The organism is Mesorhizobium sp. M0518 (assembly GCF_040321125.1).
In the GTDB taxonomy this organism is placed as follows: Bacteria; Pseudomonadota; Alphaproteobacteria; order Rhizobiales; family Rhizobiaceae; genus Mesorhizobium.
This window is the reverse complement of the sequence record NZ_JAMYQY010000023.1, coordinates 72,639-87,940: the sequence shown is the minus strand read 5'-3', so window position 1 is coordinate 87,940 and position 15,302 is coordinate 72,639. Positions and strand designations below refer to the sequence as shown.

12 protein-coding genes are annotated in these 15,302 nt (G+C 64.0%); 5 read left to right on the top strand and 7 right to left on the bottom strand.

Annotated features, from left to right (window positions below; translation table 11 throughout):
• Positions 1-190 precede the first annotated feature (190 nt).
• Complete coding sequence (locus NKI66_RS27215) at positions 191-1,447, top strand: Hsp70 family protein (RefSeq protein WP_023811361.1); 1,257 nt, start codon at positions 191-193, stop codon at positions 1,445-1,447.
• Positions 1,448-1,458: 11 nt separating this feature from the next.
• Here NKI66_RS27215 and NKI66_RS27210 read toward each other — a convergent pair whose 3' ends face one another.
• Positions 1,459-2,352 carry a LysR substrate-binding domain-containing protein gene (locus NKI66_RS27210; RefSeq protein ID WP_023811362.1) on the bottom strand — a complete coding sequence of 298 codons (894 nt, stop codon included), beginning with the start codon at positions 2,350-2,352 and terminating at the stop codon, positions 1,459-1,461.
• Positions 2,353-2,630: 278 nt separating this feature from the next.
• Between NKI66_RS27210 and NKI66_RS27205 the strand changes: the two genes are divergently transcribed.
• Genes NKI66_RS27205 through NKI66_RS27195 form a run of 3 tightly spaced genes read left to right on the top strand, consistent with a single transcriptional unit; the run spans position 2,631 to position 7,231 of the window.
• On the top strand, positions 2,631-5,561 hold the full coding sequence (locus NKI66_RS27205; RefSeq protein ID WP_031213297.1) for a molybdopterin oxidoreductase family protein: 2,931 nt from the start codon (positions 2,631-2,633) through the stop codon (positions 5,559-5,561).
• On the top strand, positions 5,558-6,292 hold the full coding sequence (locus NKI66_RS27200; RefSeq protein WP_023811364.1) for a 4Fe-4S dicluster domain-containing protein: 735 nt from the start codon (positions 5,558-5,560) through the stop codon (positions 6,290-6,292). The genes NKI66_RS27205 and NKI66_RS27200 overlap by 4 nt, the downstream gene beginning before the upstream one ends.
• 3 nt (positions 6,293-6,295) lie before the next feature.
• Entirely contained in the window at positions 6,296-7,231 is a 936-nt protein-coding gene (locus NKI66_RS27195; RefSeq protein ID WP_023811365.1) for a dimethyl sulfoxide reductase anchor subunit family protein, read from the top strand.
• Positions 7,232-7,238: 7 nt separating this feature from the next.
• Here the strand turns inward: NKI66_RS27195 and pdeM are convergent, their stop codons facing one another.
• The 5 genes from pdeM to NKI66_RS27170 form a co-directional block, all read right to left on the bottom strand.
• On the bottom strand, positions 7,239-7,955 hold the full coding sequence (gene pdeM, locus NKI66_RS27190; RefSeq protein ID WP_023811366.1) for a ligase-associated DNA damage response endonuclease PdeM: 717 nt from the start codon (positions 7,953-7,955) through the stop codon (positions 7,239-7,241).
• The gene (locus tag NKI66_RS27185; protein ID WP_023811367.1) at positions 7,952-10,501 is read right to left on the bottom strand and encodes a ligase-associated DNA damage response DEXH box helicase; all 2,550 of its coding nucleotides are present in this window, start codon (positions 10,499-10,501) and stop codon (positions 7,952-7,954) included. The genes pdeM and NKI66_RS27185 overlap by 4 nt, the downstream gene beginning before the upstream one ends.
• Positions 10,502-10,568: 67 nt before the next feature.
• Positions 10,569-11,429 (bottom strand): C40 family peptidase, encoded by an 861-nt coding sequence (locus NKI66_RS27180; RefSeq protein WP_023811368.1) that lies wholly within the window; start codon positions 11,427-11,429, stop codon positions 10,569-10,571.
• A 31-nt stretch (positions 11,430-11,460) separates the two neighbouring features.
• Positions 11,461-11,811 carry a MarR family winged helix-turn-helix transcriptional regulator gene (locus NKI66_RS27175; RefSeq protein ID WP_013533675.1) on the bottom strand — a complete coding sequence of 117 codons (351 nt, stop codon included), beginning with the start codon at positions 11,809-11,811 and terminating at the stop codon, positions 11,461-11,463.
• Between the two features lie 72 nt (positions 11,812-11,883).
• A complete protein-coding gene (locus NKI66_RS27170) occupies positions 11,884-13,248 on the bottom strand; it encodes a leucyl aminopeptidase family protein (protein WP_352719722.1) in 1,365 nt (454 codons plus the stop codon).
• Positions 13,249-13,364: 116 nt separating this feature from the next.
• On the opposite strand from NKI66_RS27170, the gene NKI66_RS27165 reads away from it, so the two are divergent.
• Positions 13,365-14,186 carry a tetratricopeptide repeat protein gene (locus NKI66_RS27165; RefSeq protein ID WP_023811370.1) on the top strand — a complete coding sequence of 274 codons (822 nt, stop codon included), beginning with the start codon at positions 13,365-13,367 and terminating at the stop codon, positions 14,184-14,186.
• Between the two features lie 84 nt (positions 14,187-14,270).
• Here NKI66_RS27165 and NKI66_RS27160 read toward each other — a convergent pair whose 3' ends face one another.
• The gene (locus tag NKI66_RS27160) at positions 14,271-15,293 is read right to left on the bottom strand and encodes a type II secretion system F family protein (protein ID WP_023811371.1); all 1,023 of its coding nucleotides are present in this window, start codon (positions 15,291-15,293) and stop codon (positions 14,271-14,273) included.
• Between the last annotated feature and the right edge of the window lie 9 nt (positions 15,294-15,302).

Genomic DNA, 15,302 nt, shown 5'->3' with positions numbered 1-15,302 from the left:
GCTCAAACGCGACGCACTTCAGAACTTTTCCCGAAAAGTGGTTTCCCTTTGCCGAGGCATGCGGTAGACCGCGCTCCCCAGCCAAATGGCAGACACAAACAATTCGGTTCGGCAGAGCAGCCGTCCCCGGACAGCGCGCGATTTCTCATGGCGCCTCTTGGCTCGCCGACGACAAATACAGGAACTTGTCATGCGACCAGCCTTCGGCGGCATCGACTTCGGGACTTCGAACTCCACCGTTGGCGTGGTCCGCAACGGGCAGCCGCGCCTCGTCGTGCTTGAGGACGGCCAGGTCACGCTGCCCAGTGCCGTGTTCTTCAACTTCGAGGACAACCGCACCTGCTTCGGCCGCCACGCCATCGCCAACTACACCGACAGCATCGAAGGCCGGCTGATGCGCTCTCTGAAGAGCGTGCTCGGCAGTTCGCTGGCCCATGAAAAGACCCGCATCAAATCGCGGTCGATCGGCTTCATGGAGATCGTCGGCATGTTCCTCGGCCATCTCAAGAAGAGGCTGGAAGCAGATGCCGGCGATACGGTCGAGACCGTCGTGCTTGGCCGGCCGGTGCAATTCGTCGATGACGATGCCGAGGCCGACGCGAAGGCGCAAAGCGAACTCGAGAACGCCGCGCGTGCCCAGGGCTTCAAGCACATCGCTTTCCAGTTCGAGCCGATCGCGGCGGCGCTCGACTACGAGCAGAAGGTGACGCGCGAGGAACTGGCGCTGATCATCGATATGGGCGGCGGCACGTCGGACTTCTCGATCGTGCGCGTCTCGCCGCAGCGCTCCCGGTCGCTCGACCGCAAGGACGACATCCTGGCCAGCCGCGGCGTCCATATCGGCGGCACGGATTTCGATCGGCAGCTGAGCATCGCCCATGTGATGCCGCAGCTCGGCTATTTGACGCCAACCAAGGACGGCAAGCGCAATCTGCCGGCAAGCTATTTCATCGACCTCGCGACATGGCAGCGCATCAACCTGGTCTACACCGCCAGGGCGATGACGCATCTGCGCCAGATCCGTTACGAGGCCGAGCGCGCCGACCTGGTCGACCGCTTCATCCACATCGTCGAGCACCGCTACGGACATGCGCTGGCGGCTCTTGTCGAGAAGGCCAAGATACAGCTGACCGACAGATCGTCCGCAGATGTCGCGGTGAAGCTGCCGGGTGCGGAGTTCGCCGCCGAAATCACGCGCAACGGGCTGGATGCCACGATTGCCCGGGACATCGAGCGGATCACGGCGACGGTGGCGCAGACCATCCGGGACGCTGAGGTGAAGCCATCCGATATTACCGCGGTGTTCCTGACCGGCGGATCGACCGCGATCCCGCTGGCAAGGCGAGAAATCCTGTCGCTGGTGCCGCAGGCGTCCGTCATCGAGGGCGACATGTTCGGCTCAGTCGGACTTGGCCTGGCGCTGGACGCCCAGCGGAAGTTCGGCTGATCCGGCCTGCCTCACCCATGGTCTGCTGACGTACCCAGATGCGCCTTGAGCGCCATCTGGGCCAGGCTTGCCTGGCGATCGCGATGAGTGATCATGGCGAAGTCGCGTTTCGGCAGTTCGAGCGGCACCGATCTCAGACTGCCTTCGGCCACGGCGCGGGCCACGACAAGCTCCGAAATGATGGTGGCGCCGGCTCCTGCCTCGACCGCCTGGCGGATAGCCTCATTACTCGGCAGCACCAGGAATATCTGGAGGTCGGCGAGCGAAATCCCTTCGTGGCGCGCCAGATCCTCCAGCACCTCGCGCGTACCCGAACCACCCTCGCGGATGATCCAGCGCAGGCCCTTGATGTCAGGGCGGCCGGGCGCGACTTCGGGGATCTCCGGATGCGCGCTGGCAACCACCAGCATCAGCCTGTCGACGTCGACCTTGGTGCGGCGCAGTATGTCGGACTCGGTCCGGCCTTCGACCAGGCCGAGATCGGCCGCGCCATCGAGGACATTGGCCTCGACCTGCCTGGTGTTGCCGATGGAGACGCTCAGCCTGACGGCCGGATAGGCTTCGTGGAAGGAAGCCAGCCGGCGCGGCAGCCAGTAGCTGGCGATGGTCTGGCTGGCGGCGATCGAGAGGCTGCCGGTGACGGTCTGTGAGACATGCTCCAGCACATTGCGCGCGGCGGCGGCCCGCTCGAGCACGGCCTTGGCCTCCGGCAGGAACCGGTGGCCGGTCTGGGCAAGCTCGATGTTGCGGCCGACGCGGTTGAACAGATGGACGCCGTGCTGTTCTTCAAGCGCCCGGATGGCGGCCGATGCGGCCGACTGCGAAATGCCCAGCAGTTCCGCCGCCTTGGTCATATGGCCGCGCTCGGCGACGGCGACGAAAATCCGCAACTGGTCCAGGGTCATGTCTGCATTAAGAACCAATATCGATCGAATTTACAAGAACAACTGATTAGACAGATCGATAGCTTTATTCTAAGTTTTCGAACGAAGTTAGAAAAAATTCGCCGAGAGATCGCAGAGAGCAGAATGGTCGGGCGGTTCAGATCCCTGCTTGCGCATTGGACCCGCGGCATAAGACGGCGGCTGGCCGGCGATCGCTACCACCCGGAAGAGCATTACATGCGCGGCCCCGGACCGAAGACGCGGGCCAAGTCCATGGGTCGTACAGGCGCCACCGGATCATGATGCAGGGACCGCCGCGCGGCGCGAATTCGGCACCATCGCAACGCCCGCTTGCCGACACGCGCGCGCCCGATGAAGGCGACGGCGTCGACACCTCGCCTGATGTTTCCGACAGCATCGCCAAGACGACCTGCTACATGTGCGCCTGCCGCTGCGGCATCGATGTGCACATCAAGGATGGCAAGGTCCGCTACATCAACGGCAACAAGGACCACCCGGTCAATCGCGGCGTGATCTGCGGCAAGGGCAGCTCCGGCATCATGCAGCACTACAGCCCGGCTAGGCTCAAGAAGCCCTTGCTGCGCAGCGGGCCGCGCGGCTCGGGGGAGTTCCGCGAGATCGAGTGGGAGGAGGCGTTTTCGATCGCCACTGAACGGCTCTCGGCCATCCGCCGGACCGACCCCAGGAAACTCGCCTTCTTCACCGGCCGCGATCAATCCCAATCCTTGACCGGCTGGTGGGCGAGCCAGTTCGGCACGCCGAACTTTGCCGCCCATGGCGGCTTCTGCTCGGTCAACATGGCGGCGGGCGGCCTCTACACGATCGGCGGTTCGTTCTGGGAGTTCGGCGAGCCCGACTGGGACAACACCCGGTATTTCATGCTGTTCGGGGTCGCCGAAGACCATGATTCCAACCCGATCAAGATCGGCCTCGGCAAACTCAAGGCGCGCGGCGCCAAGGTCGTCTCGATCAATCCGTGCCGCACCGGCTACAATGCCATTGCAGACGACTGGATCGGCGTTCGGCCCGGCACCGATGGGCTGTTCGTGTTCGCCCTCATCCACGAATTGCTCAAGGCGGGCCGCGTCGATCTCGATTATCTGCTGCGCTACACCAATGCCCATGTTCTCGTCATGCAGGAGCCGGGTGCCGCCGATGACGGGCTGTTCGTGCGCGACGCCGACGGAAATCCCCTGGCGTGGGACAGGGTTGCGAAGACGCCTGTCGGCGCCACCGATGCCAGTGCGAAGCCGGCACTGACGGGCAGCTTCACGATCGGCGGGCGCCACTGCGTCCCGGTGTTCCAGCTCATCGCCGACCGCTACCTCGATGAGAGCTATGCGCCGGACGCGGTCGCCGAGCGCTGCGGCATTGCCGCCGATACGATCCGCAGGATCGCCGCCGAACTTGCGCATGTCGCCTTCGAACAGACGATCGAACTGCCGATCGCCTGGACCGATTGGGCCGGGCGCCGGCACGAGACGATCAAGGGGCGGCCTGTCTCGATGCACGCCATGCGCGGCATCTCGGCCCATTCGAACGGCTTTCACACCTGCCGCGCCATCCATCTCCTCCAGGTGTTGCTGGGCACGGTGGATGTTCCCGGCGGTTTCCGTTTCAAGCCGCCCTACCCCCGCTCCGCTCCGCCCGGTCCCAAGCCAGCCGGCAAGACCGTCAAGCCGATGACGCCGCTTGACGGCATGCCACTCGGTTTCGTCTGTGGGCCGGACGATTTGCTGGTTGATGAGGCCGGCACACCGCTTCGTATCGACAAGGCTTATTCCTGGGACGCGCCGCTGGCCGCGCACGGCCTGATGCACACGGTTATCCGCAATGCCTGGGCCGGCGATCCCTACAAGATCGACACGCTGATGATGTACATGTCGAACATGGCGTGGAATTCCTCGATGAACACCGTCGAGACCATTGCCATGCTGACCGACAGCGACGAAGCGGGCAACTACAAGATCCCCTTCATCATCTATTCCGATGCCTATTATTCCGAGACCGTGCCGTTCGCCGACCTCGTGCTGCCCGACACCACCTATCTCGAGCGCCACGACTGCATCAGCCTGCTCGACCGGCCGATCAGCCATGCCGATGGACCGGGCGACGCCATCCGCCATCCCGTCGTCGAGCCTGACCGCGACGTCCGGCCGTTCCAGTCGGTGCTGATCGAACTTGGCGCCCGGCTCGGCCTGCCCGGTTTCATCAACGGCGACGGCTCGGCCAAGTATGCCGACTACGCCGACTACATCGTCAACCATGAGCGCACATCAGGCATCGGCCCGCTCGCCGGCTGGCGCGGCAAGGACGGGACCTCGACCGGCAGGGGCGAGGCCAATCCCGACCAGTTGCAGCGCTACATCGACAATGGCGGCTTCTGGCACCACGATTTCGCGGATGACCAGCGCTACTACAAGATGGCCAACCGCTCCTATCTCGATTTCGCGGTGCAGATGGGTTTTATCCCGAAAGCCGAACCGATCGTTTTCCAGCTCTATTCCGAGCCGCTGCAGCGCTTCAGGCTCGCCGCGCGTGGGCATGGCTCTGTCTTGCCACCAAAGGGCGATCGCCAGCGCATCGAGACCTACATGGACCCGCTGCCCTTCTGGCACATGCCCTTCGAGGAAGCGGCCGTCGATCTCGAAAAATATCCGCTGCATGCCCTGACGCAGCGGCCGATGCACATGTACCATTCCTGGGGCTCGCAGAATGCGTGGCTGCGGCAGATCACCAGCCAGAACCGGCTGTTCGTGCATCACCGGACGGCAGCCGGCCTTGGCCTTGTCGATGACGACTGGGTGTGGATCGAAAGCATCAACGGCAGGGTGAAGGGGCAGATCAAGCTGATCGACGGGGTCAACGAAAGCACGGTCTGGACCTGGAACGCCATCGGCAAAAGGCGCGGCAGCTGGGGGCTGAAGGACGACGCGGCCGAGAGCAACCGCGGCTTCCTGCTCAACCATATCATCGGCGACCAGACCTCGGCTGACGCTCAGGGCAAACGCTATTCGAACTCCGATCCTGTGACCGGCCAGGCGGCATGGTTCGATTTACGCGTGCGCATCGTCAAATGCGCGGCCGAAGAAGCCGGCTTCACCGAGCCGCAATTCGAGCGTTTCCAGCAGCCACCGCATTTCGAACCCTCACCCGACAGACTGACTTTCGGCGCTGAATTCCGCCGGGCGAGAGAGGCGACCGAATGACCTGTCTGCCAAGCCAAAGCGGCAAGAAACTCGGCCTTGTGATCGACCTCGATACCTGCGTCGGCTGCCAGGCCTGTGTCACCGCCTGCAAGGAATGGAACACCGGCGGCCACATGGCACCGCTGACCGACATCGACCCTTATGGCGGCCATGTCGACGGCGTCTGGTTCAACCGCGTGCACGCTTACGAGCACACGACCGAGATGGGCGGGCGCACCGTCAATTTTCCGCGCTCCTGCCTGCATTGCGAGACGCCGGCCTGCGTCACCGTCTGCCCGACCGGCGCGTCCTACAAGCGGGCCTCGGACGGCATCGTGCTGATCGACGAGGACAAATGCATCGGCTGCAAATTGTGCAGTTGGGCCTGCCCGTATGGCGCGCGCGAATTCGATACTGATGTCGGGGTGATGAAGAAGTGCACGCTGTGCGTCGACCGCATCTACAATGACAATCTGGCCGAAGAGGACCGCGTGCCGGCCTGCGTCGCCGCTTGCCCGACCAGTGCCCGCCATTTCGGCGATCTCGGCGATCCCCTGTCGGCGGTTTCGCAACTGGTGGCGGAGCGTGGCGGCGTCGACCTGATGCCTGAGCTCGGCTATCGCCCGACCAACAAATATTTGCCGCCGCGCGCCCACACCACGCGCGCCGCCTCGGTGGCCGCGCCCGCCCTCGAACCGGTGCGGGCCGAAGGCGGTTTCCTCGGCTGGGTCGACCGCATGCTTTCGAACTGACCCATGCATCCAGCCTTCTCCGTCGTCTTCTTCACCACCGCCACCGGTGCGGGCTATGGCCTGCTCGCGCTGCTGGGCGTGCTCGGAGGCTTCCAGATCATCCCGCCCGATTTCTGGCTGGGCTTCATCGGCATGGGGCTGGCACTCGGCCTGATCGTGGCCGGCCTGTTGTCCTCAACGGGTCATCTCGGCCGCCCCGAACGCGCCTGGCGGGCGTTCTCGCAGTGGCGCAGTTCCTGGCTGTCGCGCGAGGGCGTCGCCTCGGTCATCACCTTCATTCCGGCGGGGCTGTTCGGCATCGGCTGGGTGTTTCTCGGCAAGACAGATGGCTGGGCCGGCATCGCCGGATCTCTGGCCGCCATCGGCGCAATCATTACCGTCTGCACCACCGGCATGATCTATGCGTCGCTGAAGCCGATCGCCCAATGGCATAGCCGCTTCACCCTGCCCGGCTACCTCATCTTTTCGGCGATGACCGGCAGCGTGCTGCTGAACGCGCTTTTGCAGGGGTTTGCTCTCGGCTCGAAAATTCTTCTGGTGGCTTCCGCGCTGCTCACCTTGCTCGGCTGGGGCTGGAAGCTCGCGACCTGGCGCTACAACGACCGGCTGGAAATCTCGACCAACGCCAACACCGCGACCGGGCTGGCTGGCGGCACGGTGCGGTCACTTGAATGGCCGCATACCGAGGAGAACTACCTGCTCAAGGAAATGGGTTTTCGCATCGCGCGCAAGCACAGCGCGCGGCTGCGCCAGATCACGCAGGTTCTGGCTTTCGTGTTGCCCTTGGGGCTGCTCGCCATTGTGTTCGCCCTGCCATGGCCGCTGGCAGCGTTGCTGTCGGTACTTGCTGCTGCAATCCAGTTCGCCGGCATGCTGGTCGAACGTTGGCTGTTCTTCGCCGAAGCGAAGCACACGGTTACGCTCTACTATGGCAGGTAAGGTTTGTTTAGCCCGGCCGCAGCATCGAGCCGGAAATGGCAAAGATGCGTTGGGCGCCCAGCATATAAGCCATCAGCGTGTCCAGCCGGAACAGCCCGGCATAGGCGCGGTCGAGCACGTTGAGCGAGCCGGTATAGGCGCCGAAGGCGGGCATGATCATGCGGCCGCCATCGCCGGCAAAGCAGCGGCGCCGCACCGAGCGGCCCTGCTGGACTATGCGGGCGCAGGGATGCAGATGGCCCGCTATTTCGCCTTCGACACGCTGCTTCGACGGCTCATGCCGGAACAGCAGCGAGCCTATAGCAAGTTCACGCACCGTTTCGCCGGGCAGATCGGCTGGCGCTTCCGGGTCGTGATTGCCGGTGACCCAGAACCATTGCCGGCCTGATATCAGCGCTTCCAGCCGCTCGCGGAAACTTGCGTGCATACGTTGGGCGCCGCCGCCATCGTGAAAGCTGTCGCCCAGGCTGATGACGATCGAAGGCTGGTAGTCTGATATCACCGCCTGAAGCCGCAGCAAGGTCGCACCGGTGTCGTAGGGCGGGATCAACGTGCCGCGCCGTGCCAGCGACGAACCCTTTTCCAGATGCAGATCGGACACGGCCAGAAGCCGCAGATCCGGAAAATAGAGCACGCCGCGCGGGTCGCAGACAGCGCGCTCGCCGGCGATGCCGACGAGATCGGCCTCGGCGATCAGCGATATGCGCGCCAGCGAAAATTTCATTCCACACTCATTCCCGGCCCCATGGCCTCCTCGACCAATGTCGCCGCATCCATCAAAAGCGTTTCATCGGCTTCGCCATGGACCGGCATCTTGCCGATCTCGAGCATGATCGGCACGGCGAGCGGCGATATCTGTTCGAGTGCCTTATGCACGATTCGACCCTGGATGCGCGAGAGCATGTCGGCAAGTCTGCTGACATCGAGCAGACCGGTCGCTGCGTCGGCGCGTGTTGCCTGCAGCAGAATGTGGTCCGGTTCATGGCTGCGCAGCACATCGTAGATCAGGTCGGTCGAGACCGTGACCTGGCGGCCGCTCTTTTCCTGGCCGGGGTGGCGTTTCTCGATCAATCCCGAAATCAGTGCACAATTGCGGAAAGTGCGCTTGAGAAGCCAGCTGTCGGCCAGCCAGGCTTCGAGGTCATCGCCCAGCATATCCTGGTCGAAAAGCGCGCCAAGCGAAGGCTTCCTGGCTTTGAACATCGCGCCCATGTCGCCCAATGACCATATCGCCAGCGCATAATCGGTGGCGACAAAGCCGAGCGGCCTGGCTCCTGCCCTGTCGAGACGGCGGGTGAGGAGCATGCCGAGCGTCTGGTGCGCCAGCCTGCCCTCGAACGGATAAGCCACCAGATAATGGCGGTTGCCTCGTGGAAAAGTCTCGATCAGCAGGTCATCGCGTTTGGGCAGCACCGATTTGTCGGCCTGGAATCGCAGCCAGTCGGCGACCTGCTCGGGCAGCTTCTTCCATCGCTGCGAGTCGTCCAGCATGATGCGGACCTGTTCGGCGAGATAGGTCGAAAGCGGGAACTTGCCGCCGCCATAGTAAGGCACCTTGGCATCGCTGCCGGGCGCGTTCGACACGAAGCATTCATTCTCGCGGATGCCTTCGAAGCGCAGAACCTTGCCGGCGAACATGAAGGTGTCGCCATGCGTCAACGTTTCGAGGAAGGCCTCCTCGATCTTGCCGAGAACCCGGCCGCCGCGCGAAGCCGCACCTTTGCCGCCGGCCTTGATATAGCGCACATTCAGCGCCGGAACCTCGATGATGGTGCCGACATTCAGCCTGTATTGCTGGGCGACGCGCGGATTGGACACCCGCCAGAATCCATCCTTGTTCAGGCGTATGCGGGCGTAGCGCTCGTAATTCTTGAGCGCATAGCCGCCGGTGGCGACAAAATCGATGACGCGGTCGAAAGTCGGCCGGTCGAGGCTGACATAGGGTGCTGCCGTTCGCACTTCCTCGAACAGATCATCGGCACGGAACGGCGCGCCGCAGGCGCAGCCGAGTACATGTTGCGCCAGCACGTCGAGACCGCCATCGATCAAGGGAGGCGTGTCCTGCGCGCCGAGATAGTTGGCGTCGAGGGCGGCCCGGCATTCCAGCACCTCAAAGCGGTTGGCCGGGATGAGGATCGCCTTGGACGGCTCGTCCATGCGGTGGTTGGCGCGGCCGATGCGTTGCGCCAGCCGGCTCGCCCCCTTCGGCGCACCGACATGCACAACCAGATCGACATCGCCCCAGTCGATGCCGAGGTCGAGCGTCGAGGTGGCGACGATGGCGCGCAGTGCGTTTTCCCCCATCGCCTTTTCGACGCGCCGACGCTGGGCGACGTCGAGCGAACCGTGATGCAGCGCGATCGGCAACGTATCCTCGTTGACCCGCCACAATTCCTGGAACAGCAGCTCCGCCTGGCTGCGCGTGTTGACGAACAACAGGGTCGTCTTGTGGCGCTTGATCTCGCGATAGATTTCCGGCGTGGCGTAGCGCGCCGAATGTCCCGCCCATGGCACCCGCTCTTCGGAATCGAGGATGGAAATCTCCGGTTTCGCGCCCCCGGTGACGACGATCAGTTCCGCCATGTCATGGCCTGTCGAACCCTTGGGCGGATTCTGGCTGACCAGCCAGCGCCGCAACTCGTCCGGCTCGGCCACCGTCGCCGACAGCCCGATGGTTTGCAGACCAGGGACAAAGCTGCGCAACCGCGCCAGACCGAGCGCCAGCAGATGTCCGCGTTTCGACGTCACCAGCGAGTGCAGTTCGTCGAGCACGACGTAGCGCAGATCTTCGAAGAAACGTTTTGCATCGCCTGCCGCTATCAGCAGCGCCAGTTGCTCGGGCGTGGTCAGCAGGATGTCGGGCGGCACCAGCTTCTGGCGCTGGCGCTTGTGCGCCGGCGTGTCGCCGGTGCGCGTTTCGATGGTGACGGGCAGGCCGATCTCTTCCACCGGCTTGCCGAGATTGCGCTCAATATCGACGGCAAGCGCCTTCAGCGGTGAGATGTAGAGCGTGTGGATACCGCGACGCGCCTGGCCCGGCTTTCTCTTGGGCCGGTTGGCCAGTTCGGTCAGCGAAGGCAGGAACCCGGCCAGCGTCTTGCCGGCACCGGTCGGCGCAATCAGCAGGACTGATTGCCCGGCCTGGGCTTTCGCCAGAAGTTCGATCTGATGGGCGCGCGGCGACCAGCCTTTCTCGCCAAACCATCTGATGAATGGTTCGGGCAGGGCCACGGCGGCATTCTGTTCGGCAAGGCGCGGCTGCTCTGTCACCTGCCAGAGGTAGCGCGACGGCAGTCAATCGCCAAGAAGAATCGGAACAAAAGGGGATCGTTCTTCCCTAAGGCCGCCGAAACCCTGTCGGGCTGCCATAGAGATAGCCGATGCGCGCGACGGCGTCTTTCAGTCTCTCGTGCGACACCAGCATGGTGTGGCCGTTGGCGTGGATCATCGTGTCGGCATCGGTCATGACGGCGACATGGCCCTTCCAGAACACCAGATCGCCACGTCGCAACCCGGACAAATCAGGTGCCGGTTCCAGCGGCTCGCCAAGTGTCGCCGCCTGCATATCGGAATCGCGCAGCACGTCTCTGCCGGCCATGCGCATCGCCAGTTGCACCAGCCCCGAACAGTCGATGCCGAAACCGGAAGTACCGCCCCAGAGATAAGGTGTTCCTAGAAACGCCTCGGCAACCGCGACATAGTCGGAGGCAGCTTCACTGAGCGGCCGCAGGTGACCTGCGATCAGCGCCTCGCCGGAAGGCAGGACCGCATAGTGCGTACCGCGCGTCTCGGCGGCCTCCGTCACTGTCACCGTCGATCCCATCGACAATTGTCCGGCGATCGGAAAGCGCAGATCCGGCCCGGGGTAAAGGAAGGTGCGCGGCACGCAGACGATGTGAGTGGCCGCGTGATCCCGGCCCCCGAGCATCGTGTCGGCGACATAGCCGACATAGCCGTCGCGTTCGGCCTGGACCCAGGCCCAGCCTTCAGCGACATCGAAGACCAGAACATCGTCGCCGAACAGCGCTTGCGTGTTGACGCCGGCAGCAGGCCGCGGCGCCTTGCGCATATCGGCCACTGACGCGATGACCCGCGCCGGCCGGCCGGCGACGAAGCGGTCGGCGGCGACCTCGCCCTTCAGCCTTGCATCGGCGAGGTCGGAACGAAAAGCGTGAAGGCGGGCATCCCTGGCAGTCAAATCGAGCACCTATGCTGAAAAGGTAATCCGCTCACATCGGCAGTTCGAGCGCCTTGGCGATGATACCATCGCCGAAGCGCTCGACAAAGAGCGCGCCCTCGACCGTGCGCCTGATCAGAACATTGCGCTTGTCGAGTTCGTCGCGATGGCGCGAGACGAGTTTCAAAGCGCCCATCGTGTCGAGCGCGCGGGTGATCACGGGCTTGGTGACATTGAGGCGCGCGGCGAGCCCGCGCACGGTGTGCGGCGGCGGGTCGAGATAGATGGTGAACAGGATTGCCGTCTGGCGCATGGTCAGATCGGGCGCGTCGTCGCGCACCTGCGACAGCATCACCTGCTGCCACAGTCGCAAGGCCTGGCTCGGGCGCATCGCAATCGACATCGCGCCAGCATGACGGCAAATTGTTTCGGTTCCGTTTCAGTCAAAGCGATTGCCGTCTCTCGCCTGCAACCGTCAGCCGTAGCGTTTCGCGATGATCCGCTCCAGCGCGCGGATGCCTTGTGCCTCACCGCCGGCGGGGCCATGCGGACGGTCAGCCGGGTTCCAGGCGAAGATGTCGAAATGCGCCCAGCCCGCGGTTTTTTCGACGAAGCGCTTGAGGAACAGCGCCGCGGTGATCGAGCCGGCGAAACCATCCGGGGTGACATTGTTGATGTCGGCGATCTTCGACGACAGTTTTGCATCGTAGGGCTGCCACAGCGGCATGCGCCACAGCGGATCCTCGACCGCGACGGAAGCCGCCGCAAGATCGGATGCCAGCATTTCGTCGCCGGTGTAGAACGGCGGCAGATCGGGGCCGAGCGCGACACGGGCAGCCCCGGTCAGCGTCGCCATGTCGACCAGAAGCTGCGGCTCCTCCTCGTCGGCCAGCGCCAGCGCATCGGCCAGCACCAGCCGTCCCTCGGCATCCGTGTTGCCGATCTCGACAGTGATGCCCTTGCGGCTCACCAGCACGTCGCCAGGCCGGAAGGCGTTGCCGGCAATCGAATTTTCGACCGCGGGAATGAGCACGCGCAGCCGCACATTCAGCCCGGCAGCCATGATCATCGAGGCAAGGCCAAGGACATTGGCGGCACCGCCCATGTCCTTTTTCATCAGCAGCATGCCGGACGATGGCTTGATGTCGAGACCGCCCGTGTCGAAGCAGACGCCCTTGCCGACCAGCGTTACCTTCGGCGCCCCTTGCTGCCCCCACTGCATATCGATAAGGCGCGGCGCGCCGGCCGACGCACGGCCGACAGCATGGATCATCGGGAAATTCCGGTCGAGGAGATCGTCACCCTTGACCACCGAGACTTCGGCCTTGTGCCTGGCAGCCAGGGTCCGCACCGCCTCCTCCAAATCTTCCGGGCCCATATCGCTGGTCGGCGTGTTGACCAGATCGCGTGTCAGGAAGACGCCATCGGCAATGCGGCGAACGCGCCCGGCATCGACGCCTGCCGGCAGGCCGAAGCGTAGCGCCCTGCCTGACTTCTTGCCGTAACGGGTGAAGACATAGCCGCCGAGCACCAGTGCGGTGGCCGCGAGTTCGGGCTCGACCGGCGCCGAGGCGAAATGCCAGTCGCCTTCCGGCAAGGCCTTCGACAGTGCGCCGAGGGCGAGCGCGCCTTCGCCATCGCCGACGCCGAACAAGGCGCCGCCGAGCGCCCCGTTTTCGCTGGGCACGACCAGCGTCCTGCCTGCCTCGCCGGAAAAGCCGTTGGCCCTGGCCCAGGCGACAGCGGCCGGCGCAAGGCCGGCCGCGTCCAGACCGTCCCTGGCGACCAGATGGACCGGCAGCGCGCCCGGCAATGTCTTCCCGACGAGTTCGACAGGCATGCGATGTTCTCCGTGTGAGTCGCCGTTCTTAACCGTCCGTTAGGGTTAACAGAATATTTCTGCGGGAGGGAAGACGGCCACGCAATGGCCGCGCATGAATGGAGGCTTAGGGTGCCATGCCGACCAACCGCAGGATGAATGCCAGGGGAAAACGGCTCATCACCACGGCTCTTGTGCTGGCGCTGACGGCGGGCGTCGCCGGTTGCGGAACCGACAAGCTCTCCACCGGCTCTATCGCACGCACCAGCGGCAAACCGCTGGAAAGCATGTCGGCCGGCGAACTGCACAATGCCACCGGCGCACTTGGCCAATCCTACGCGAAGAACCCCAACGACAAGCGGATAGCGACGAACTATGCGGCGGCATTGCAGATGGATGGCGACGCCGATCAGTCGCTGGCCGTGATGCGCAAGCTCGCCATCGCTTTGCCCAAGGATCGTGACGTGCTTGCCTCCTATGGCAAGGCGCTGGCCGCCAATGGCCAGTTCGAGGCGGCGCTCGACGCCGTGCGCCGCGCTCAGACACCGGAATATCCCGACTGGAAGCTGGTGTCGGCCGAAGCGGCCATTCTCGACCAGACCGGTCAGAAGGACGATGCGCGCAGGCTTTACCGCAAGGCGCTCGACCTCAAGCCGAACGAGCCTTCCGTGCTCTCCAATCTTGGCATGTCGTATGTGCTGGAAGGTGACCTGCGCACCGCCGAAACCTACATGCGCTCGGCCGCGCAACAGCCGAACGCGGACAGCCGCGTCCGCCAGAACCTGGCACTGGTCGTCGGCCTGCAAGGCCGGTTCGACGAGGCCGAGAAGATCGCCTCGCAGGAGCTCTCGCCCGAACAGGCGCAGGCAAACGTCGCCTATCTCAGGCAGATGTTGGCCCAGCAGAATGCCTGGAGCCAGCTCAAGGACCAGGACAAGCCGAAATCCGCGACCAACTGAGACCACAATCCCGATGCCCAACGAAGAAGCCGCGCTGCATGCGCGGCTTCTTCGTTTGAGGGAATGCAGGAATTTACCTCGCCGCTACTGGGCGTTTGTTGCCGGCGCCGCATGATCGCCGAAGATACCGCGTTGGCTGACCTGAATGCCGGCGGGACCCAAAATGATGGCGAAGAGCACCGGCAGGAAAAACAGGATCATCGGCACGGTAAGTTTTGGCGGCAGGGCGGCCGCCTTCTTCTCGGCCGCATTCATGCGCATGTCGCGGCTTTCGGCGGCAAGCACGCGCAGTGCATGCGCCACCGGCGTGCCGTAACGCTCGGCCTGGACGAGCGCCTGCGACACCGACTTGACCGAATCCAGGCCGGTGCGGCTTGCCAGGTTCTCGTAGGCCTGCTTGCGCTCCGGCAGATAGGAAAGCTCGGCGTTGGTGAGGATGAATTCTTCCGCCAGCGCCACCGATTGCGCACCGATCTCGTCGGCGACCTTGCGCAGTGCCGCTTCCACCGACATGCCCGATTCGACGCAGATCAGCATCAGATCGAGCCCATCCGGCCATGCCATCTGGATCGACTGCTTGCGCTTGGTGGCGCGGTTGTTGACGTAGATGACCGGTGCGTAGAAGCCGCCGTAAGCAACGAGGACGCAGACGAACAGCCTGATGACCAGTGGCTTGTCGGGCAGCCCTCCGAGCACGAAGATGTAGATTGCGGCCAGCGCGAAACCGACAAAAGGAAGCACGAGACGGAAGAAAAGGAACCGCGTCAGCGGATTCTGTCCACGAAAACCGGCCACCTTGAGTTTCTGCAATGTGCTCTCATCGGCGAGCGCGCGTCTCAGATCCAGCCGGTCGACAATGTTGCGCATGCCGATCGACTGTTCCTCGCGCAAGCCCTTGCGACGGCGGTCGGCCTCGACCGCAAGCCGGGCGCGCTGTTGCGCACGCAGTTCGTCGCGTTCCAGCGCAACGGATTTCATGCGTGACTTGAGCTGGTTTCCGCCAAACGCCGGCAGCAAGGTGAGGACGGTCGCAAACACCGCTATCGCGACCAGCATCGCGATCAGGAAGCTCGGATCCGTCAGGGTCTTGATGACTTGCTCGGTCATGCCAGCATC